Raw genomic sequence first — 21,559 nt, forward strand, 5'->3', positions numbered from 1 at the left:
TCGAATGTCTCGTGGAGGATGAGTGATGAAGGTTTGCGGAATCGGTTTGCTTGGCAAGGTCGGACTGGCTGCCGCGATATTCGCATCCGGCCTCCTTTCGGCATCGGCGGACGAATGGCGCACCAGCGATTCGCTGATCGGCGAATCCAAATACGGCCAGAATTTCAAGCATTACGACTATGTGAATCCGGACGCGCCCAAGGGCGGCACGCTCAACTTGACCGTCGTCGGCACGTTCGACAGCTTCAATCCCTATATCGTCCAAGGGAGCCCGGCGGCAGGCTTCGCCGCATTCGGTGGCGGCATACTGTATGATACGCTGATGGAGCAGTCGGTCGACGAGCCGAGCACCAGCCATGCGCTCGTGGCCGAGGCCTTCAAGTTTCCCGACGATTTCTCCTCGGCCACCTATCGTCTCAACCCGAAGGCGAAATGGCACGACGGCAAGCCGATCACAGTGGAGGACGTCATTTGGTCCTTCAACGTGCTCAAGGAGTACAGCCCGCAATACAGCCACTACTACGCCAACGTGACGGAAGCGGTGGCGATTTCGGATCGCGAGGTTGAGTTCCGTTTCGACCAGAAGGGAAATCGCGAACTGCCGCACATCATGGGCGATCTCGTCGTTTTGCCGAAGCACTGGTGGGAAGGCACCGACGCCTCGGGCAAGAAGCGGGACATCACCAGGCCGACACTGGAAGCACCGCTCGGTTCGGGCGCCTATCGCATAGAGAGCTTCAAGCCGGGATCGCAGATCGTCTGGGCGCGCGTGCCCGATTATTGGGCGGCGGATGTGCCGGTGAAGATCGGACGCGAAAATTTCGATCGCCGGGAATATCTCTATTTCCAGGACGATAATGCCGCTTGGCAGGCCTTCACCAAAGGCGGCTATGAGGACATTCAGGTTGAAAACAGTTCGCGCCGCTGGATGACGCAATACAATTTTCCCGCCGTCAAGGACGGAGACGTCATAAAGAAGGAATTCAAAAGCACCCTCGGCGTTTTCATGCAGGCATTCGCGCTCAATCTGCGGCGGCCGCAGTTTCAGGATCGCCGCGTGCGCAAGGCGCTGACGCTCGCCTACAATTTCGAGTACATGAACCGCACGCTCTTTTTCGGGCAGAATACCCGCACTAGCAGCTATTTCGTCGGAAGCGAACTCGCCTCGAGCGGGCTGCCCACCGGCAAGGAACTCGAGATTCTCACGCTCTACAAGGACAAGCTGCCGCCGGAGGTTTTCACCGAGGAGTTCAAGCTTCCGGTCTACGACACTCCACAGGCTGAGCGGAAATATCTGCGGGAGGCCATCGACCTTTTCAGGCAGGCCGGCTGGAACATCGAAAATGGCCGGATGATCAACGAGAAGACTGGCGAGCAGTTCAGGATAGAGTTCCTCGGCAGTGGCCCGACCGATGAGATCTTGGCGAACTCTTACATCGAGACTCTCCGCAAGATCGGCATCGACGCATCGCTGCGCATCGTCGACCCATCCCAGTATGTCAACCGAGTCAACGATTTCGACTTCGACGTAGATACGACTATCCTCAACCAGTCCGCTTCACCGGGCAACGAGCAGCGCGACTTCTGGGGTTCCAAGGCAGCCGACTCGCCTGGATCGCGCAACGTCATGGGCATCAAGGACCCCGTTGTCGACGCGCTGGTGGATCGCGTCATCTTCGCCACCGACCGCGAGGATCTCGTCGCCGCCACTCGCGCTCTCGATCGGGTGCTCCTGTGGAACTACTACACCATCCCGCAATTTCATCGCCCGGTTCAGTGGGTGGCGTATTGGAACAAGTTCGGCATGCCGGAAAAGCAGCCGGAATACATCGGCGCGGACATCAATTCCTGGTGGATCGATCCTGAGAAGGAAGCGGCGCTCGCGGCCAAATACGAGAGCATCAATTGATGCGGCCGATTCCGCGACGGAGCTTCCTTGCCGGGGCCGCATCTGCTGCTGCGGCACCGCTGCTGCCTTCGTTTGCTTTCGCAGCGACGCCGACCGGCACCAAGCTGCATGGCCTGTCGGCTTTCGGCGACCTGAAATACGCTGCGGATTTCCCGCATTTCGACTACGTCAATCCGGACGCGCCCAAGGGCGGCATGTTCAACTTTTCACCGCCCAGCTGGTTCTTCAACCAGAGCACGCTGACCTTCAACACGCTGAACAGCTTCGTGCCCAGGGGGGATGCCCCTCCGCGTATGGAATTATGCTTCGACTCGCTGATGACGGGTCCATTGACCGGCGCGCTCGATGAACCCGACGCGGTCTACGGGCTGCTTGCCGAGACGGTCACACTCTCGGACGACCGCAACACGTTCGAGTTTGGGTTGCGCCCGGAAGCGAAGTTCCATGACGGAACGCCGCTGACGGCCGAGGATTGCGCCTTCACTTTCAAGCTCTTCAAAAAGGAAGGCCACCCGACCCTGTTGCTGCCGCTGAGCGAAATGACCGACGCAGTGGCGGTCGATGCGCGCACTTTCCGTCTTGTCTTTTCGGGCAAGCAATCGGAGCGTTCGGTGCTCAACGTCGTCGGCTTTCCGATCCTCTCGAAAGCCTATTTCGAAGCTAATCCGTTCGACGGACGCGGACTGAAACCGCTACTCGGCTCGGGGCCGTACAAGGTCGGTCATGCCGCAGCCGGGCAGACCATCGAATATGAGCGCGTACCGGACTATTGGGGCCGCGACCTAGCGGTCAATCGCGGGCTGTACAATTTCGACCGCATACGCATCGAGTTCTACAGCGAACGCCAGGCTGCGTTCGAAGCCTTCAAGAAGGGCAACATCCATTACCGGCAGGAACACACCGCGCGCGTCTGGGCGACCGGCTATGATTTTCCTGCCCTGAAGGCAGGAAAAGTCATCAAGCGCGAGTTTCCGGCCGAGAAGCGGCCGTCCATGCAGGCGACCGCGATCAACCAGCGCCGCGAGCGGTTTCGCGACCGGCGCGTGCGGCAGGCAATTGCGCTTTGCTTCGACTTCGAATGGACGAAGCGCAATTTGTTCTATGACGCCTATGAACGGTCGCAGTCTTCTTTCGAGAAGTCCGACTACAAGGCCGAAGGCATGCCGTCGCCGGCGGAACTGGAGTTGCTGGAGCCCTTACGCGACAATATTCCGCCGGAGGCATTCGGTGAAGCGGTCATCCAGCCTGTGTCCGACGGGTCCGGCCGCGACCGAAAGCTCCTGGGCGCGGCGTCGAAACTGCTCGCCGAGGCCGGATGGAAGCGCAACGGCCGGTCGGTCGCCAACGGCGAAGGCGAACCGCTGACGGTCGAAATACTGGTTCAGGACGAAGCCTTTGTGCGCATCGACACCCCCTGGGTGGAAAACATGAAGGCGATTGGGATCGACGCCTCGATCCGGATGGTGGACTCGGCGCAATATCAGGCCCGCCAGGCCGATTTCGATTTCGACATGGTCTCAATGGCGCTTTCCTTCACCGCCACGCCGACCCGCGACGATATGGAATCGCTGTTCCATTCGCGCTCGGCCAATCTGCCGGGTGCGAGAAATCTTCCGGGCATCGCCGATCCCGCCATCGACGCCCTGATCGATGCGGTCGGCCGCGCCGCCGACCGCGAAAGCCTGGTTACGGCGGTCCGCGCGCTCGACCGGGTCTTGCGCGCGCGGCTCGACTGGATTCCAAATTGGTTTGCGGCGAATCACCGGGCGGCCTTCTGGGACATGTTCGGCTTCAAGGAGCCGAAACCAGATTACGGCTTCCCGGTCGAAGCCATGTGGTGGTTCGACAAGGACAAGGCGGCGGCGATTGGCAAAGGGTGATGAACGACGTGACGCGGCCTTTCTGATGCGTTGCTATTCTTCGCACTTCTCGGCGGGCATGGCCTGATGGGCGCCTATATCCTCAGACGCGTGCTTTTGATGATCCCGACGCTGTTCGGCATCATGGCGATCTCGTTCATCGTCATCCAGTTCGCGCCGGGCGGGCCGGTCGAGCAAGTGATTGCGCAACTGACCGGGCAGGGCGGGGAAGACCGCCTTTCGGGAGGCGGCGGCGACATGGCCGCAAGCAATGTCGATGCCGGCGGCGGAGCATCGTCGAGATATCGCGGCGCACAGGGGCTTAACCCCGAATTCATCGCCAAGCTTGAACAGCAATTCGGCTTCGACAAGCCGCCGCTTGAGCGCTTCTTCAAGATGCTGTGGGACTACGCCCGCTTCGATTTCGGCGAGAGCTTCTTTCGCGACATCTCGGTCATCGACCTGATCCTCGAAAAAATGCCTGTGTCGATCTCGATCGGGCTGTGGACCACCCTCCTCGCCTATCTGATCTCTATCCCGCTAGGCATCCGCAAGGCGGTCAAGGACGGCTCGGCCTTCGATGTCTGGACCAGTGGAATCGTCATTGTCGGCTATGCAATTCCGGGTTTCCTGTTCGCGATCCTGCTCATGGTGCTGTTCGCGGGCGGATCGTTCTTCGACTGGTTTCCGCTGCGCGGCCTGACATCGGACAATTTCGACCAGTTGTCGCTCGGCGGAAAGATCCTCGACTATTTCTGGCACCTGGCGCTGCCGCTGACGGCGCTGGTGCTCTCCGCCTTCGCAACCACGACGCTGCTCACCAAAAACTCGTTCCTGGATGAAATCCGCAAGCAATATGTGGTCACGGCGCGCGCCAAGGGGTTGTCCGAGGGACGCGTCCTCTACGGCCATGTCTTCCGCAACGCCATGCTGATCGTCATCGCCGGGTTCCCGGGCGCCTTCATCGCGGCTTTCTTCACCGGATCGCTGCTGATCGAGAACATCTTCTCGCTCGACGGGCTCGGCCTTCTCGGCTTCCGCTCCGTGGTTGCGCGCGACTACCCCGTTGTGTTCGCGAATCTCTACATTTTCTCACTGATCGGGCTGTTCGTCGGCCTGATATCGGACCTGATCTATACCTGGATCGACCCGCGCATCGACTTCGAGCGGAGGGACGTCTGATGGCCGTGACCGAAGGCATCGGCCAGCGCGCCACACGGCCATGGCTGTCGCCGCTAAACCAGCGGCGCTGGCAGAATTTCAAGGCGAACCGGCGCGGCTACTGGTCGCTATGGATATTCCTCGTCCTGTTCGTCCTTTCGATGTTTGCCGAGTTCGTCGCCAATGATCGGCCGATCCTCGCCTTTTACAAGGGCGAGTTGCTGTTTCCGGCCGTCATCGACTATCCGGAGGAGAAGTTCGGCGGCTTCTACGCCGTCACCGACTATCGCGACCCGATAATCTCGGATGAGATCGAGGCCAATGGCTGGCTGCTCTGGCCGCCGATCCGCTATTCATACCGTACGGTGAACAATGAAATCCCCGAGGCCGCTCCGGCCCGGCCGTCCTGGATGTTCACGAAGGAAGAACGCTGCCAGCGCTATCCGCTGGGCGTCGACGACCCGAACTGCACGATAGGCAACTGGAACTGGCTCGGCACCGACGACCAGGCGCGCGACGTGCTGGCCCGCGTTATCTACGGTTTCCGCGTTTCGGTGCTGTTCGGTCTGATCCTCACCCTGGGGTCGGCGGTCATCGGCGTTTCGGCCGGCGCAGTCCAGGGCTATTTCGGCGGCGCGGTGGATCTGATTTTCCAGCGCGTCATCGAGATCTGGTCGTCGATCCCGGTGCTTTATCTGCTCCTCATTATCGCAGCGATCCTGCCACCCGGCTTCTTCATCCTGCTCGGCATCATGCTCCTGTTCTCCTGGGTAAGCTTCGTCGGCATCGTGCGCGCCGAATTCCTGCGCGCGCGCAACTTCGAATATGTGAACGCTGCGCGCGCTCTCGGCGTGCCGAACCGCACGATCATGTTCCGCCATCTGCTGCCCAATGCGATGGTGGCGACGCTGACCTTCCTGCCCTTCATCCTGAACGGGTCGATCACCACGCTGACTTCGCTCGACTTCCTAGGCTTCGGCCTGCCGCCGGGTTCAGCCTCGCTCGGCGAATTGCTGAAGCAGGGCCAGCGCAACCTCAATGCGCCTTGGCTCGGGTTCTCGGGTTTCTTCGTCATGTCGCTGATGCTGTCGCTCCTGATCTTCGTAGGCGAGGCGACGCGCGACGCGTTCGATCCGCGCAAGACGTTCAAATGAGGGGCCGCGACTTGACCTCCCCCTTACTCTCGGTCCGCGATCTCTCAGTCGCCTTCAGCCAAGGCGACAGGACGACCACAGCCGTCGACCATATTTCCTTCGATATCGCCAAGGGGGAGACGGTGGCGCTGGTCGGCGAATCCGGCTCGGGCAAGTCGGTCTCGGCGCTTTCGGTGCTCAAGCTCTTGCCCTATCCCCCGGCCAGCCATCCGTCCGGCCAGATCCTGTTCCATGGCCACGATCTTCTCACACAGGGTGAGAACGAATTGCGCAAGGTGCGCGGCAACAAGATCACCATGATCTTCCAGGAGCCGATGACCTCGCTCAATCCGCTGCACACGATCGAGCAGCAGATCGTCGAGATATTGGCGCTGCACCAAGGCATGGGCGATCGCCAGGCACGCGCCCGCACGCTGGAACTGCTCGGCGAGGTCGGCATACGCGAGCCGCAGAAACGGCTCCAGGCCTACCCGCACCAATTGTCGGGCGGGCAGCGCCAGCGCGTGATGATCGCCATGGCGCTGGCCAACGAGCCGGAACTTTTGATCGCCGACGAGCCGACCACCGCGCTCGACGTTACCGTACAGGCGCAGATCCTCGAACTTCTTGCCGGTCTTAAGACCCGCAAGGGCATGTCGATGCTGTTTATCACCCACGACCTCGGCATCGTCCGCAAGATCGCCGATCGCGTCTGCGTGATGACCAACGGCAAGATCGTCGAGACCGGGCCGACCAAGGAAATTTTCGACAACCCGAAGCACGACTACACCCGTCATCTGCTCGCGGCCGAACCTAAGGGCCGGCCGCCAGTCGCCGACACCAGTGCGAAGACGGTGATGTCGGGCGAAGGCATAAAGGTGTGGTTTCCGATCAAGCAGGGCTTCTTCCGCAGAACCGTCGACCATGTGAAGGCGGTGGACGGCATCGACGTGACGGTGCGCGCCGGCCAGACGCTCGGCGTGGTGGGCGAATCCGGCTCGGGCAAGACGACGCTGGGCCTCGCTCTCGCCCGCATGATCTCGTCCGATGGCAAAATCCATTTCAACGGCCGCGACATCGACCAGCTTTCCTTCAACGAAATGCGCCCGCTGCGGCGCGAATTGCAGATCGTTTTCCAGGATCCGTTTGGCTCGCTGAGCCCGCGCATGTCGATTGCCGAAATCATCGAAGAGGGGCTGACGATCCACGAGCCGAAACTATCGGCCGAAGAGCGCGACCGGCGGGTGGTCGACGTGCTCAAGGAGGTCGGGCTCGATCCCGAGACGCGCTTCCGCTATCCGCACGAATTTTCCGGAGGGCAGCGCCAGCGCATCGCGATCGCGCGGGCGATGGTGCTCAATCCGCGTTTCGTCATGCTGGACGAGCCGACCTCCGCGCTCGACATGAGCGTGCAGGCGCAGGTGGTCGATCTCCTGCGCGATCTGCAGGCAAAGCACGATCTCGCTTATCTGTTCATCAGCCACGATCTGAAGGTGATCCGGGCCCTCGCCAACGAGGTGATCGTCATGCGCAACGGCAAGATCGTCGAGTTCGGCCCGGCCAAGCAGATTTTCGAGGCGCCGCAGTCGGACTATACGAGAGCGCTGATCTCGGCGGCGTTCAAGATCGAGACCGCGCCGACCGGGATCGTCAGCGAATAGCATCCCAGGAAGAGACTAAGTCATGCAGAAGGGCCGCATCCTGCTTTCGGTCACCGGCTTCAATCCGCAGCGCTGGCAGGAATTGCTGTCGGTCGACCGCGAAGTGGTGTTGGCGCCGGACGGACCGAACGATCCGACGATCACCTATGCGGTGGTTTGGAAGCAGCGCCCGAACCTGCTTGCCGGCCTCCCGAACCTGCGGGCCATTTTCTCGATCGGCGCCGGCGTCGATCACATCTTCACGGACCCCAGCGTGCCGGATGTGCCGATCGTGCGGGTCGTCGCCGAAAATCTCACGCAATACATGACCGAATATGTCGCCTGGCGGGTGCTCGACCATCACCGGCAGGGCATGCTCTATCGCGCTCAGCAGCGGAAGAAAATCTGGCATGAGCCGCCGCAGCGGCCGGCGAACGACATTTCGGTCGGCATTATGGGATTAGGTCAACTCGGCCGGGCCGCGGCGCAGGCGCTGCTGGCGCTTGGCTTCCATGTCAATGGCTGGGGTCGGACCGACAAGCCTATGGCCGGCGTCACCACGTTTTCCGGTGATGGCGGGCTGATCCCGTTCCTCAACGCCACCGATATCCTCGTGGTGCTGTTGCCGCTGACACCAGCAACGGAGGGCATCGTCAATTACGGGCTGCTGCGGGAACTGAGACGCCGCAACGGCCTCGGCGGGGCAGTGTTGATCAATGCCGGGCGCGGCAGGCTTCAGCGCGACGCCGACATTTTGCGCGCGCTGGAGGACGGCACGCTGAAGGAGGCGAGCCTCGACGTGTTCGAGGTGGAGCCGCTGCCCCGGACAAGCCCGCTCTGGGCACATCCGCGCGTCTTCGTTACGCCGCATGCGGCGGCGACATCGGATCCCGCGCACCTCGCCGCGCCGATGCTCGAGCAGATGGACGCCTACGAACGCGGCGAGCCGCTGCATAATCTGGTCAATCGCGAGGCGGGGTATTGATCGACCAACATCCAGACTGGTTGGCGCCGGCTACGAAACGATGTTTATGCTAAGGCCGCCGGAAACCGGTCGGGCCGCCATAGAGGTAGCCGATGCGGTCGACGGCGTCGGAGAGCCGCTCGCGTGACACCAGCATGGTGTGGCCGTTGGCGTGGATCGTGTTCTCGGCGTCTGTCATGATCGCGACGTGGCCCTTCCAGAAGACGAGGTCGCCGCGCCGCAACCCCGAAAAGCCGGGGCCTGGCTCAACCGGCTCGCCGATGCTTTCGGCCTGCATGTCTGAATCGCGCAGCACCTCCCTGCCGGCCATTCGCATGGCGAGTTGCACCAGACCCGAGCAGTCGATGCCGAAAGCTGACACCCCGCCCCAGAGATAAGGCGTGTTGAGGAGCGTTTCGGCCACCGCGACATAATCCGGCGCCGCATCGCCGATCGGGCGCAGATGGCCCGCCACCAGCGCTTCGCCGGACGCAAGGAGCGCATAGCGCGTGCCGCGAGTTTCGGCATAGTTCGCGACGGCCACCGCCGAGCCCATGGACAATTCGCCGGAGCGCGGGAGCTTCAGGTCGGGACCGGGATAAAGAAAGCTGCGCGGCGCGGCGACGATATGCGTTGGTTCGGCCTCTCGCCGCCCAAGCGCTGCCTCGACCACATAGCCGACATAACCGTCGCTTTCCGCCTGGATCCACGCCCAGCCGGCCGCCTGTTCGAAGACCCGAACGTCTGCGCCGAAAAGCGCCTGGGTATTGACGCCGGCATCCGGGGCCGGAGCCTTCCTGATATCTGCTACGGCGGCGGAGATACGCGCCGGCTGCCCGGCTACAAAACGTTCGGCCGCGACTTCGCCCCGGAGGCGGTCGTCGGCGAGGTCGGAGCGAAAGGCATGCAGGCGGGCGTCACGGGCGGTCAAATCGGCAACTCCTTGGCTTTGGCGATGATAACATCGCCGAGCCGCTCGACATAGAGCGCGCCCTCGACCGTCCTTCGGACCAGCACGTTGCGCTTGTCGAGTTCGTCGCGGTGGCGCGACACCAGCTTCAGCGCACCCATCGAATCCAGCGCGCGGGTTATCACAGGCTTGGTGACGTTGAGCCGCGCGGCAAGGCCGCGCACCGTGTGCGGCGGCGGGTCGAGATAGATGGTGAGCAGGATCGCCGCCTGGCGCACGGTCAGGTCAGGCGCGTCATCGCGCACCTCCGAAAGGGTGACCTGCTGCCAGAGCCGCAAGGCCTGGCTGGGACGCAAGGTGATGCTCATCGCCGCAGAATGGGGGCAAAACGTTTCGGTTCCGTTTCATTTGTGAGAGCCGATGGCGCTGAGGGCTTCGGTCGTCTCAGCCGTACCTCCGGGCCAGTACGCGTTCCAGCGCGCGGATGCCCTGGGCTTCGCCGCCGGCAGGGCCGTGGGCGCGATCGGACGGGTTCCAGGCGAAGATGTCGAAATGCGCCCAGCTTGCCGCCTTCTCGACGAAGCGGCGCAGGAAGAGCGCGGCCGTGATGGAGCCAGCGAAGCCGTCGGTGGTGACGTTGTTGATGTCGGCGATCTTGGAGGTCAGCTTCGCCTCGTAGGGCCGCCACAGCGGCATGCGCCAGAGGGGGTCCTCGACCGCGATCGACGCGGCCGCGACTTCGCCGGCCAACGCTTCGTCGTCGGTGTAGAAGGGCGGAAGATCCGGCCCGAGCGCCACTCGCGCAGCCCCGGTCAGCGTCGCCATGTCGATCAAGAGCTGCGGCTCCTCCTCGTCGGCAAGCGCCAGCGCGTCAGCCAAGACAAGCCTGCCTTCCGCATCGGTGTTGCCGATCTCGACGGTGAGGCCCTTGCGGCTCGGCAGGACGTCGCCGGGCCGGAAGGCATTGCCCGAAATAGCGTTTTCCACCGCCGGGATCAGCACGCGCAGGCGGATGGCGAGTTTTGCTTCCATGATCATGGAGGCCAGGCCCAGCACGTTGGCAGCGCCGCCCATATCCTTCTTCATGATCAGCATGCCGCTCGCCGGCTTGATGTCGAGGCCGCCAGTGTCGAAGCAGACGCCCTTGCCGACCAGCGTGACCTTCGGGGCGTTCTTCGGTCCCCAGCGCATGTCGATCAGCCGCGGCGCTTCAGTCGAAGCACGGCCGACGGCGTGGATCATCGGGAATTTCTTTTCCAGCAGTGCATCGCCCTTAACGACATCGACCTTGGCCTTGTGCCTGGCCGCAAGCGCCCGGACAGCCTCTTCGAGGGCATCAGGGCCCATGTCATTGGTCGGCGTATTGATCAGGTCGCGGGCCAGGAACACGGCGTCGGCGACACGGCGGAGGTGCGCGATGTCGACGCCTGAAGGCACGGAAAAGCGTGGATTGGCCGACGGCTTCTTGCCATAACGAGTGAAGGCGTAGCCGCCAAGCAGCAGCCCGAGTGCGGTCAGCGCAGGGTCTTTCGGGTCGGACGCAAAATACCAGTCGCCCTCCGGCAGCGCCTTGGCCAGCGCGCCGGCGGTCAGCGACGCCTCGCCATCGCCCGTGCCGCAAATCGCGCCGGCCACCGCGCCGCCGGCGCCGGGCAGCAGCAGAACCTTGCCTGCCTCGCCGGTGAAGCCGTTTGCGGCAACCCATGCCGCGGCGGCGGGATCCAGTCCTGCCTTTTCGAAGCCGCCCCTGGCGACGAGATGGACGGGCAGCGCTTTGCCGGGCTGCTCGGGCACGAGTTCGAGAGGCATGTTTTAGGTCCTGGGCTTTGAGCGGGCGTTCCTTAACCATCCATTAGGGTTAACGGAATATTTCTCCGGGTGGGGCAGGCGGCCGGAGAACGGTCGCGAAGACGAATGGAGGTTCGGGCGCCGATGTTGACCAATCGCACGATGAACGCAACAGGCAAGCGGCTCATGACCGGCGTTTTCCTGGCCGTGATGGCCGCTGGCGTAGCAGGCTGCGGCACCTCAAAAATGACTACGGGCTCGATCTCGCGCAACTCCGGCAAGCCGATCGAAACCATGTCGGCCAGCGAACTCGACTCGACGGCCGACGCGCTGGGCAAGGCATACACGCGCGACACAGAGAACAAACCCACAGCCATGCGCTACGCCAGCGTGCTACAGATGAACGGCAAGGCCGACCAGGCGCTCGCCGTCATGCGCAAGCTAGCCATCGATTATCCCAAGGACCGCGAGGTGCTCGCAGCCTATGGCAAGGCGCTAGCCGGCGTCGGGCAGTTCGAACCGGCGCTGGACGCCGTGCGCCGGGCACAGACCCCGGAATATCCGGACTGGAAGCTGGCCTCGGCCGAAGGCGCGATTCTCGATCAACTCGGCCAGACTGCAGAGGCGCGGCAGCTCTACCGCAAGGCTCTCGACCTGAAGCCGAACGAGCCTTCGGTGCTTTCCAATCTCGGAATGTCCTACGTGCTGGAAGGCGATCTCAAGACCGCGGAGACTTATATGCGCTCGGCTTCGCAGGCCGCGGGAGCCGATAGCCGGGTGAGGCAGAATCTGGCGCTGGTCGTCGGACTTCAGGGCCGTTTCGAGGAAGCCGAGCAGATCGCCCGCCAGGAGCTTTCGCCCGAGCAGGCGGAGGCCAATGTCGCCTATCTGCGCGGCATGCTGGCGCAGCAGAACGCCTGGACCCAGATCAAGGCGGAAGAAAAGCCCGAAACCAATACGAACTGACGCATCGGCCCTATAGCCGGAACACAAAAGCCGCGCGAAACCCACGCGGCTTTTTTGCTGTTCCGGCTTCGAAACCTGCGATGCACTACTGGCTGCTGGACGATGAACCGCCATCGCCGAAGATGCCGCGCTCGCTGACCTGAATGCCGGCTGGGCCGAGGATGATGGCGAAGAGCACTGGCAGAAAGAAAAGAATCATCGGCACGGTGAGCTTGGGCGGGAGCGCGGCAGCTTTCTTCTCTGCGGCGTTCATGCGCATCTCGCGGCTTTCGGCTGCGAGCACGCGCAGCGCCTGGGCGACGGGCGTGCCGTAGCGCTCGGCCTGCACCAGTGCCTGAGTGACCGACTTGACCGTCTCCAGACCGGTGCGGGCGGCCAGATTCTCGTAAGCCTGCTTGCGCTCCTGGAGATAGGAGAGCTCCGCATTGGTGAGCACGAACTCCTCGGCCAGATCAGCTGACTGGCCGCCGATCTCGTCGGCCACCTTGCGCAGCGCCGCTTCGATGGACATGCCCGACTCAACGCAGATCAGCAACAGGTCGAGCGCATCCGGCCACGCCATCTGGATCGACTGCTTGCGCTTCGAGGCGCGATTGCTGACATAGAGATTAGGAGCATAGAAGCCGGCATAGGCGACGACGATGCAGACGAAAAACCGTATCAAAGGCGGCTGATCGGGCAGGCCGCCGAGCAGGAACAGATAGACGGCCGCCAAAGCAAAGCCGACAAAAGGCAGGACGAGGCGGAAAAACAGGAACTTTGTCAGCGGGTTCTGGCCGCGGAAGCCGGCAACCTTGAGCGCGTTCAACGTCTTTTCGTCGACCAGCGCGCGCCTCAGATCCAGCTTCTCGACGATGTTGCGCATGCCGATCGACTGTTCCTCGCGCAGGCCTTTGCGGCGGCGCTCGGCGTCGGCGGCGAGGCGCGCGCGCTGCTTGGCGCGGAGCTCGTCGCGCTCCAGCGCCACCGATTTCATGCGCGACTTGAGCGGGTTGCCGCCGAATGCCGGCAGCACGGTGAACACCGTGGCGAAAACGGCGATGCTGACCAGTATTGCAATGAGAAAGGACGGGTCAGTAAGGGCTTTGACGACTTGATCGGTCATTTCCTCAGACCTCGAAATTCATCATCTTGCGCATGACGAAGATGCCAATCGACATCCAGACGCCGGAAATGCCGAGGATAAGATGGCCGGTGCTCGTGGTGAACAGCGGCATGATGTAGTTGGGGCTCGACAGGTAGACGAGGAAGGCCACGATGAAAGGCAGGGCGCCGATGATCGCGGCGGAAGCCTTCGCTTCCATGGACAGCGCCTGCACCTTCGCCTTCATCTTCTTGCGGTCGCGCAGCACGCGGGAAAGGTTGCCGAGAGCTTCCGACAGATTGCCGCCGGCCTGGCTCTGGATCTGGATGACGATGCCGAAGAACCCTGCTTCGGGGCACGGCATGGTTTCGGGCATGCGCATTGTCGCCTCCGGGATCGATAGGCCGACCTGCTGCGATTCAACGATGCGGCGAAACTCGGTCCTGACCGGCTCGGGCGATTCATTGGCGATGAGCCGGATACCGTCATTGAGTGGAAGGCCCGACTTCACCGCGCGCACGATGATGTCGAGCGCATTGGGAAACTCCTCGAGGAAAGCCTTGACGCGGCGCGACCGCCGAAACAACACGAACCAGCGCGGCAGGCCAAGCGTGCCGGCGATAAGCGCGCCGCCCACCACCATCAGGGGGGCGCCCAGCATGAAGGTCGCGAGCGTCAGCGCGAGGCCGAAGACTAGCGAATAGAGATAGAAGCGCTCGACCGTCACGGTCATGCCGGCTTGCCGAATCTGAACCTTGAGCGGCGGTTTCTTAATGTTCTGGTCCTTCGCTTTCTGCTTGGCGTCGAGGTCGTTCAGCGTATCCTGCACGGATTTGCGGCGCTTGGCCGCTTCGGCCATCCGGTCGCGCGACGCCTTGACCACGGAGCGGTCGGTGTCCGCGCGCTTGACGGTTTCAAGCCGCTTGCCGGCATTCTTCTCAGTAGCGATGGTGTTGAACAGGAACGCATAGGCGACGGCACCGGCGCTGCAGCCTGCGAGCGCGATGAAGGCCAGTATCGTTCCGTCGATGCCGAACATCAGAGCACGCTCCCGCGCATCAATCCGCCTTCTTTTCCATGGCTTCGAGCGCGCTGGCGAGGCGCTGCTCCTCATTGTAGTAGCGCGCGCGGTCCCAGAAGTGCGGGCGGCCGATGCCGGTGGACACGTGCTCGCCCATCAGCCGTCCCGACGAATCCTCGCCCTTGATGTTGTAGAGAACCAGGTCCTGCGTGATGATCACGTCGCCTTCCATGCCGATCACCTCGGTAATGTGGGTGATGCGGCGCGAGCCGTCGCGCAGGCGGGCGGCCTGGATGATCACGTCGATGGAGCCCACGATGATCTCGCGCACAGTCTTTTGCGGCAGCGAATAGCCGCCCATGGCGATCATCGATTCGATACGGTTCAGGCACTCGCGCGGACTGTTGGAGTGGATCGTTCCCATTGAGCCGTCGTGACCGGTGTTCATCGCCTGAAGCAGGTCGAACACTTCCGGTCCGCGGACTTCGCCGACGATGATGCGTTCGGGGCGCATGCGCAGGCAGTTCTTGACCAAGTCGCGCATGGTCACCTCGCCCTCGCCCTCCAGGTTGGGCGGGCGAGTTTCGAGGCGTACGACATGCGGCTGCTGCAGCTGAAGCTCGGCCGAGTCCTCGCAGGTAATGACGCGTTCCTCGCGATCGATATAGTTGGTCAGGCAGTTCAGGAGTGTCGTCTTGCCGGAGCCGGTGCCGCCGGAAATGACGATGTTGCAGCGGACCCGGCCGATGATCTTCAAAATCTCGGCGCCCTGTGGGCTGATCGCGCCGAACTTGACCAGTTGGTCGAGCGTCAGCTTGTCCTTCTTAAACTTGCGGATGGTGAGCGTGGTGCCGTCGATCGACAGGGGCGGCGCGATGACGTTGACGCGCGAGCCGTCGGGGAGGCGGGCGTCGCAGATCGGGCTCGATTCATCGACCCGGCGACCGACCTGGCTGACGATGCGCTGGCAGATGTTGAGCAGCTGCTGGTTGTCGCGAAAACGTATGCCCGTCTGCTCGACCTTGCCGTTGACTTCGATGAAGACCTGCTTGGCGCCGTTGACCATGATGTCGGCGATGTCATCGCGCGCGAGCAGCGGCTCGAGCGGGCCATAGCCGAGCACGTCGTTGCATATGTCCTCAAGCAGTTCCTCCTGCTCGGAGATCGACATCGCGAAGTTCTTGATCGCGATGATATCGTTGACGATGTCGCGGATTTCCTCGCGCGCACTGTCGGGATCGAGCTTGGCGAGCTGCGATAAGTCGATCGTGTCTATGAGGGCCGCGAAAACCTGCGACTTGGTATCGTAGTAGCTTTCGCTACGCTCGCGCGACACGCGGCGCGGCTCGGGCGCAATCGGCGGGGAGGCGACCGCACGGCGAGCTGGGGCCGCGGCGGGAGCGATCGCGGGCGAAGGCGCCGCCGGGGCCAGTGCAGGCTCCGGAGTCCTGACGACCGGGGAGCCGCCGGAGCGGGCGCGCGGAATTCGGGCGTCGCCCGGGTTCCGTCATCATTGCCTCTTCTGCCAAACATGGTCGATTTACCAATTCCGCTGCCGGTGGATTACTTCTTCTTGAGCTTCAGCTTGTCCAGAAGGTTTCCGAACGCGGCTTTCTTCTTAGCCTTGATCTCGCTTCGCCCGGTCAGCACGTGAGCGATCTCGTTGATCGATGCGACGACCGGGTTCTTGGCATCCATCTCGCCGAGCATACGCCCGTTGTTGGACGCGTTTCCGAACAGGAGCGGCTCGAACGGAATGACCGCCATCGGCGTCACGCCGAGTGGTTCGGCGAAGTCGGCTATAGAGATCTCAGGCCGCTTGGGGACGCCCGCCTGGTTAACGATCAGCTTCGGCGGCACATCATTCGGCCTGATCTTCTTCAGCATGTCGACCAGGTTCTTGGCATTGCGCAGATTGGCCAATTCGGGCGTCACCGTAATGACGATCTCGTCGGCTTTCATCAGCGTATTCTTGGTCCAGCCAGTCCAGACATGGGGCATGTCCAGCACCAGAAGGGGTGCGCTCCGCTGCGCCGTGTCGATGATCTGGGCGAAAGCGTCGATGTCGAAATCATAGACGCGGTCGAGCGTCGAGGGAGCCGCGAGCAGCGAGAGCCGCTCGGCGCACTGCGCGAGCAGGCGATCGAGATAGACCTCATCGATGCGCTCCGGCGAAAAAACGGCATCCGCTACGCCCTGCGCCGGATCCTGGTCGAAATTGATGTTGGCCGTGCCAAAGGCAAGGTCCAAATCGGCGACAACGACCTCCGAAGCGAAGAGGTTGGACATGGCCCAGGCGACATTGTGGGCGATCGTTGACGAGCCGACGCCGCCCTTGGCGCCGATGAAGGCGATCGAGCGTCCGATCGGCTCGGCCTCCGGATCAACAAAGATCGACGAGATGACGCTGACGATATCGGCCATCGAGATCGGCGCGACGACATACTCCGAAATGCCGGTGCGGATCAGTTCGCGGTACAGCCCGACGTCGTTGTAGTGGCCAATGACAACGACCTTGGTCGACGGATCGCAGTATTCCGACAATTGGCGAAGCCCGGCGAGCAGTTCCTTCGGCTCGCTGCGGGATTCCAGGATGATCAGATTGGGCGTAGGCGCGGTCTGGTAGAACTCGATGGCTGTGGTGATGCCGCCCATATGGACCTTGAGATGCGCCTTCGACATGCGGCGATCCTCGCCGGCGCGCTCTATCGGGTTGGCGATGCCCTCGGTCTCGCAGAAGGCCTGCACAGAGATTCGCGGAACCGGGCGCAACGCTTGCATCGCTGCGATATCCTGCGCCGCGTCGCTGCTTTCTAGATTGGAATCGTAGGCCAGATTGTTCATGTTCACGCGCCCCCAAGGCTGCGACTGGATCAATATTCGACTTCGCGGCGTGGCACTGGCGCATAGACCGGCGCGTCACGGTAATCGTCTATGACGATGCCGCGCCGTTCGGCATCAATGCTGGTCTGCTTGCGCGGACCGAGCAGGTCGGACGGGTTGGCGATCTGGGCGGCCAGATTGTTCTGATAGGAGCAGCCGAAATTGGCGTAATGCTTGTTTTCCGTGGATTCCAGAATGTCTTCGGGCCAGCGGCCGCATTTGCCGGTCTGCGCCTTCATCGCGGTAAAGGCGACGCGGACCGGCGCGGAGATTTCAGGCGACGGGGCCTGGTAGGAACTTATCAGGATGCGGCTGTCGGGAACGCCGCTAGCCTTGGCCAGCTTGGCGAAGTCGTTGCCGGCATGCGATGCTGCGATGTCGTTGGCCGCGCCCACCGGAACCAATATGCTCAGCGGCGGAGCCGCGCTGCGGTCGTAATCGGCGAAGAATCCTTCCAAAGAAGCGCGCTGTCCCGCCGTCATGCCCCGGTCGGCGGCGGCCACAGGAAGATCGATCACCTGGTCCTTCTCTGCGATCACGATCGGATGGTTGGTGCGGTAGTCGTCCGGGATCGAGCCCACGACGACGCTATCGCGCGGACCCATCGCGCATCCGGCAAGGAGCGCCAGTGCGGCGACGCCGAGAATGGAAAACGCCGGCCGGCAGATGCGTAAATCGCCCTCGCGCAGGGCATCCGTCCGGTTCTTAAACGTTGCCTTAGACATTGCCCGTCCCCCGCTCATTTGTAGATGAAGCCGACCATGCCGTGGTAGCGGCCATTCGGCTTGTCGGTCTGCATGGTGCCGTAGACGCGATTGACCTTGCCCAGGAACATCCCGGCGCCGTCGCTCGCGGCGTTGAAATTGTCGTCTGGCTTGGCGAGCGCGTTGCGCGCGGTCGGCTTGACCAGATAGGGCGTCACGATGATGACGAGCTCGGTTTCGTTGCGGACGAAATCGCGGCTCCTGAACAGCGTCCCCAAGACCGGAATCTTTGTCAGTCCGGGCAGACCGTTGACGGCCTGCCGGATGTCGTCTCGCACCAGACCAGCTATCATCATGGACCCGCCGGAAGGCAGTTCGACAGTCGTGTCGGCGAGCCGCTTGCGGATCGAAAGAAAATTCGATCCCTGCCGCATCAGCGGATCGGCCGTAAACCCGACCGAACCTTCGGTGGTCGGTTCGGACACCGACGTGCGTATCTTCAGACTGATCCGTCCTGCAGAAAGCACCACCGGCAGAAATTCCAGCCCGATGCCGTATTCGACCTTTGATACGTCATAGGCGACGCCGCCATATGAAGCGGGTTCATCGATTACGCCATCACCGTTGGTGTCCCGCGCGGGTGTAGGCGGCGAAACCGATTGGTCGCTAATCACATTGAACTCGCCACCAACTTTAAAGGTAGCTTTCTCGCCGGAGACCGCCGTCAAAGTGGGCTCGGCCAGCGTCTTCATGACGCCCGATTGCTCCATCGCGTTGAAGTAGCTATCGAGTATATCGCCGGACAGCGACAAACCCGACTGCGCGAGCGGCTTGCCGAGACCATAAATCGGCTTGCTGATCGCGCCCCAACTCAGGCCGTCGCTCGAGCCGCTGGCAACGAGGTTGACGCCAAGCTGCTTCATCACGTTGCGGTTGACTTCGGCGACGGTCACCTTCAGCGTGACCTGATCCTCGCCGATGATCTGCAAGAGGTTGACGATCTGGCTGGTGCGCCGCGTTGAATCGGGATTGTCGATGGCGACCCCGCCATCGGAGGAACCGCCCGATGCGGTCTGCGAATATTGACCGGTCGTCGCTTCACCGCCGCTGACGAAGATATTGGCAAGCTCGGCCGCGCGCTTCGCGTCGAGGGGCGTGTCCACGGTGCCCGTGAGAACGACATTGTCGTTGATCAACTCGACGGTGATGTCCGAATTGGGGATGAAGCGCTGGATGTAATCCTCAAGGCCGGCGACATCGCGCTCGACGGCGAGATCGAGGCTGGCGATCTGCTCGCCGTTCGGCCCGAAGACGAAGATATTGGTCTGGCCTACCGCTTTGCCGAAAAGGTAGATGCGGCGCGCGGTGCGCGTCACAGCATCGGCGACAGCGGGATTGGCTACGAGGATATCGTAGGCGTCGCTCGGAAGGTCGATGACGACCGACTTGTTGAGACCAAGCTTGACGCGCTGGCCGGCGGCGGATGAGGAGCCGATTTCGACCAGGCCGTCCGACAGGCCGGCCGCACGAACGCCAACGACGCCGTCGAGGCTCGTGCCGGCAAGCAGCATCGCGCCGGCCGCGGCGATCGTCGTAGCGGCCCTCGCGGTTTTGCGCGTACCGACGTGGACGCCCGAAAATTTGCCGATCGTCATCATTTCCTGGCTCCCACTTCGGAAACTTCGCCCGATTTAATAAGGCGGACCGTGCCGCGCCGGCCGTTGCCGGAGACGAGATAATCGGCGTCTTTCTGGGGCGGTTCTTGCGCGTCGGCCACCGAACGCAAAGCGAGCGTCAGGCGATCGGCCATCTGCTGGGCGACGGTAATGATCTCGGCTTGCTGCGGCGTTAGCTCCAGCGTCGCCGTTTCGCCGACCTTGACGCGGCGGCCCTCCTCATCCTCCTGGATGGCCTGGTCGATCGCCAGAACCTTGATGTTCTTGAGAATGGTCTCGGTAACGAAGCCTCCACCCGCATTGGCCGTGTCGGAACGGCGCGTCATGATGACGTCGACAAAGTCGTTGGGAAGGATGAAGCCGCCGGCCGACGTGTCGGCGGCGATCTGCGTGGCGACGGCGCGCGATCCCGAGGGCAGGATAGACGACATGAAGCTCTGGCCTTCGCCGACCAGCTTGGAGCGGCGCAGCGGCTCGCCGCCATACATGGCGAGGCGGGCGATCGAACCTTTCAGCTTTTCCATCGCGTCGGGCTCGGCCGCGCGGGTGATGAAATGCTCGGTAACGGCGCTGGAGGGCCAGGCCTGCCAGGACAATTGGTCGCCTACCGGAGCGCCCATGGGCACGTCGCCGGAAAGCACCAGCACTTCCGTCGTCTCGATTGACGGCTGTTGCGGGCCAGCCTCGACAATGATTTCTGCCGGAGGCGCCGACATGTTCTTCGCCACGTAGCCAGCGCCGCCCGCCGCAGCCACGGCTACGCCCAATATGATCAATCTCGATGCAGCCATTTGTCCCAGCCCGCCGTTGGCAACTCATCTAGTCGAGCCGGACATTGCATCGCTAATCGTCAAATTACGGTTAATGCAGTGCTTACGATCATGCTTAATTTAAAGTTTATTCAAATGCAGCCGATCCCATTCCGGCAAACGAAAACCGGGGCGGCCAGGCCCCCCGTTGCGAAGCAATTCGGCTATGGGATCAGTTTGTTGCCAGCCGCTCCAGCGCCCAGACCACCAGCGGTGAATTGGGATAGGCGACGAGCCCGCCGAGGCCGAGCGCGATGCCGTAGGGAACGCCGACGGCGTCGTCGGCGAAATGACGCAGAAACATGTTACGGCTGGTGAACACGGCAAGTGCCGAATTCCGGTACTTCAATATGGCGACGGTGATGACGCCTCCGAGGAAAGCGGAAATCACTAGATACTCGACGAGATGGACGTTGAAGCCCAGGAACAGTGCGGTGGCGGACATGAGCTTGGCGTCGCCGCCTCCCATACCGCCCAGCGCGAAAAGCGCGAAGGTTACCAGCAGCACCAAGCCGCCGGCGGCGAAATGCCAGCCATAATGGGCCCAGTCCATGCCGGTGAGAGGCGCTACGACGGCAAACGTCGCCACCAGAACCACAGCGACGCGGTTGGCTATCGTCATCGACAGCATGTCGGAAACCGCCGCAAAGACCATGCAGAACGGGAAAACCACGAATATCAACGCTTCGAGCATGACTGTCCGGAATAGCTGGCTCACGCACCCGCGGCGGAGTTCTATAAAGTCAAAAGGCCGCCCTGTTTGGAGCGGCCTTCTTGATGCGACGAGACCTGGTAGCCCGTCGATTAGTTGGCCGAGTTGAGCTTGGTCGAGATAGAGTTGAACTTGGTGCTCAGCGAATTTCCGACCGCGCCGGCGCCGGCAATGATGGCGAGAGCGATAAGAGCGGCGATCAGACCGTATTCGATGGCGGTCGCGCCGGATTCGTCCTTCACAAAACGTGCAACGAGTTTAGACATTGGAGAGCTCCTTACTCCACGTGTTACAGCACTTCCGTCAACTTTTTTTGGGGTTGATCGGATGACCGAAAACT

18 protein-coding genes and 1 pseudogene are annotated in these 21,559 nt (G+C 62.3%); 7 read left to right on the top strand and 12 right to left on the bottom strand.

What is annotated here, in order from left to right:
- Positions 1-25: 25 nt before the first annotated feature.
- The 6 genes from ABVK50_RS28265 (at position 26) to ABVK50_RS28290 (ending at position 8,687) form a co-directional block, all read left to right on the top strand.
- Positions 26-1,909, top strand: a complete 1,884-nt coding sequence (locus tag ABVK50_RS28265) for an extracellular solute-binding protein (RefSeq protein ID WP_353643427.1) — start codon at positions 26-28, stop codon at positions 1,907-1,909.
- A complete protein-coding gene (locus ABVK50_RS28270; protein WP_353646068.1) occupies positions 1,909-3,789 on the top strand; it encodes an extracellular solute-binding protein in 1,881 nt (626 codons plus the stop codon). The genes ABVK50_RS28265 and ABVK50_RS28270 overlap by 1 nt, the downstream gene beginning before the upstream one ends.
- A gap of 66 nt (positions 3,790-3,855) precedes the next feature.
- Positions 3,856-4,950 (top strand): microcin C ABC transporter permease YejB, encoded by a 1,095-nt coding sequence (locus ABVK50_RS28275; RefSeq protein WP_353643426.1) that lies wholly within the window; start codon positions 3,856-3,858, stop codon positions 4,948-4,950.
- Positions 4,950-6,083 carry an ABC transporter permease gene (locus ABVK50_RS28280; protein WP_353643425.1) on the top strand — a complete coding sequence of 378 codons (1,134 nt, stop codon included), beginning with the start codon at positions 4,950-4,952 and terminating at the stop codon, positions 6,081-6,083. The genes ABVK50_RS28275 and ABVK50_RS28280 overlap by 1 nt, the downstream gene beginning before the upstream one ends.
- The gene (locus ABVK50_RS28285) at positions 6,080-7,723 is read left to right on the top strand and encodes an ABC transporter ATP-binding protein (RefSeq protein ID WP_353646986.1); all 1,644 of its coding nucleotides are present in this window, start codon (positions 6,080-6,082) and stop codon (positions 7,721-7,723) included. The genes ABVK50_RS28280 and ABVK50_RS28285 overlap by 4 nt, the downstream gene beginning before the upstream one ends.
- A gap of 22 nt (positions 7,724-7,745) precedes the next feature.
- The gene (locus ABVK50_RS28290) at positions 7,746-8,687 is read left to right on the top strand and encodes a glyoxylate/hydroxypyruvate reductase A (RefSeq protein WP_353643423.1); all 942 of its coding nucleotides are present in this window, start codon (positions 7,746-7,748) and stop codon (positions 8,685-8,687) included.
- Between the two features lie 49 nt (positions 8,688-8,736).
- Here ABVK50_RS28290 and ABVK50_RS28295 read toward each other — a convergent pair whose 3' ends face one another.
- From ABVK50_RS28295 to ABVK50_RS28305, 3 genes are all read right to left on the bottom strand, one after another.
- Complete coding sequence (locus ABVK50_RS28295; protein WP_353643422.1) at positions 8,737-9,597, bottom strand: NlpC/P60 family protein; 861 nt, start codon at positions 9,595-9,597, stop codon at positions 8,737-8,739.
- Positions 9,594-9,944, bottom strand: coding sequence for a MarR family winged helix-turn-helix transcriptional regulator (locus ABVK50_RS28300; protein WP_353643421.1), 351 nt, complete (start codon positions 9,942-9,944; stop codon positions 9,594-9,596). The genes ABVK50_RS28295 and ABVK50_RS28300 overlap by 4 nt, the downstream gene beginning before the upstream one ends.
- A 76-nt stretch (positions 9,945-10,020) precedes the next feature.
- The gene (locus ABVK50_RS28305) at positions 10,021-11,385 is read right to left on the bottom strand and encodes a leucyl aminopeptidase family protein (RefSeq protein WP_353643420.1); all 1,365 of its coding nucleotides are present in this window, start codon (positions 11,383-11,385) and stop codon (positions 10,021-10,023) included.
- Between the two features lie 123 nt (positions 11,386-11,508).
- Between ABVK50_RS28305 and ABVK50_RS28310 the strand changes: the two genes are divergently transcribed.
- Entirely contained in the window at positions 11,509-12,330 is an 822-nt protein-coding gene (locus ABVK50_RS28310) for a tetratricopeptide repeat protein (protein WP_353643419.1), read from the top strand.
- An 85-nt stretch (positions 12,331-12,415) separates the two neighbouring features.
- Here the strand turns inward: ABVK50_RS28310 and ABVK50_RS28315 are convergent, their stop codons facing one another.
- From ABVK50_RS28315 to ABVK50_RS28355, 9 genes and pseudogenes are all read right to left on the bottom strand, one after another.
- Positions 12,416-13,435 (bottom strand): type II secretion system F family protein, encoded by a 1,020-nt coding sequence (locus tag ABVK50_RS28315; RefSeq protein WP_353643418.1) that lies wholly within the window; start codon positions 13,433-13,435, stop codon positions 12,416-12,418.
- Positions 13,436-13,439: 4 nt separating this feature from the next.
- Positions 13,440-14,453, bottom strand: coding sequence for a type II secretion system F family protein (locus ABVK50_RS28320; RefSeq protein WP_353643417.1), 1,014 nt, complete (start codon positions 14,451-14,453; stop codon positions 13,440-13,442).
- Between the two features lie 19 nt (positions 14,454-14,472).
- A pseudogene (locus tag ABVK50_RS28325) lies at positions 14,473-15,968 on the bottom strand (CpaF family protein).
- A 30-nt stretch (positions 15,969-15,998) separates the two neighbouring features.
- Positions 15,999-17,279, bottom strand: coding sequence for a CpaE family protein (locus tag ABVK50_RS28330; protein ID WP_353643415.1), 1,281 nt, complete (start codon positions 17,277-17,279; stop codon positions 15,999-16,001).
- 29 nt (positions 17,280-17,308) lie between these two features.
- Positions 17,309-18,043, bottom strand: a complete 735-nt coding sequence (locus ABVK50_RS28335; RefSeq protein ID WP_353643414.1) for a CpaD family pilus assembly protein — start codon at positions 18,041-18,043, stop codon at positions 17,309-17,311.
- 14 nt (positions 18,044-18,057) lie between these two features.
- Entirely contained in the window at positions 18,058-19,593 is a 1,536-nt protein-coding gene (locus tag ABVK50_RS28340; RefSeq protein ID WP_353646067.1) for a type II and III secretion system protein family protein, read from the bottom strand.
- A gap of 83 nt (positions 19,594-19,676) precedes the next feature.
- A complete protein-coding gene (gene cpaB / locus ABVK50_RS28345) occupies positions 19,677-20,489 on the bottom strand; it encodes a Flp pilus assembly protein CpaB (RefSeq protein ID WP_353643413.1) in 813 nt (270 codons plus the stop codon).
- Between the two features lie 190 nt (positions 20,490-20,679).
- Positions 20,680-21,201, bottom strand: coding sequence for a prepilin peptidase (locus ABVK50_RS28350; protein ID WP_353643412.1), 522 nt, complete (start codon positions 21,199-21,201; stop codon positions 20,680-20,682).
- A 110-nt stretch (positions 21,202-21,311) separates the two neighbouring features.
- Entirely contained in the window at positions 21,312-21,485 is a 174-nt protein-coding gene (locus ABVK50_RS28355; protein ID WP_353643411.1) for a Flp family type IVb pilin, read from the bottom strand.
- Between the last annotated feature and the right edge of the window lie 74 nt (positions 21,486-21,559).

The organism is Mesorhizobium sp. WSM2240 (genome assembly GCF_040438645.1).
In the GTDB taxonomy this organism is placed as follows: Bacteria; Pseudomonadota; Alphaproteobacteria; order Rhizobiales; family Rhizobiaceae; genus Allomesorhizobium.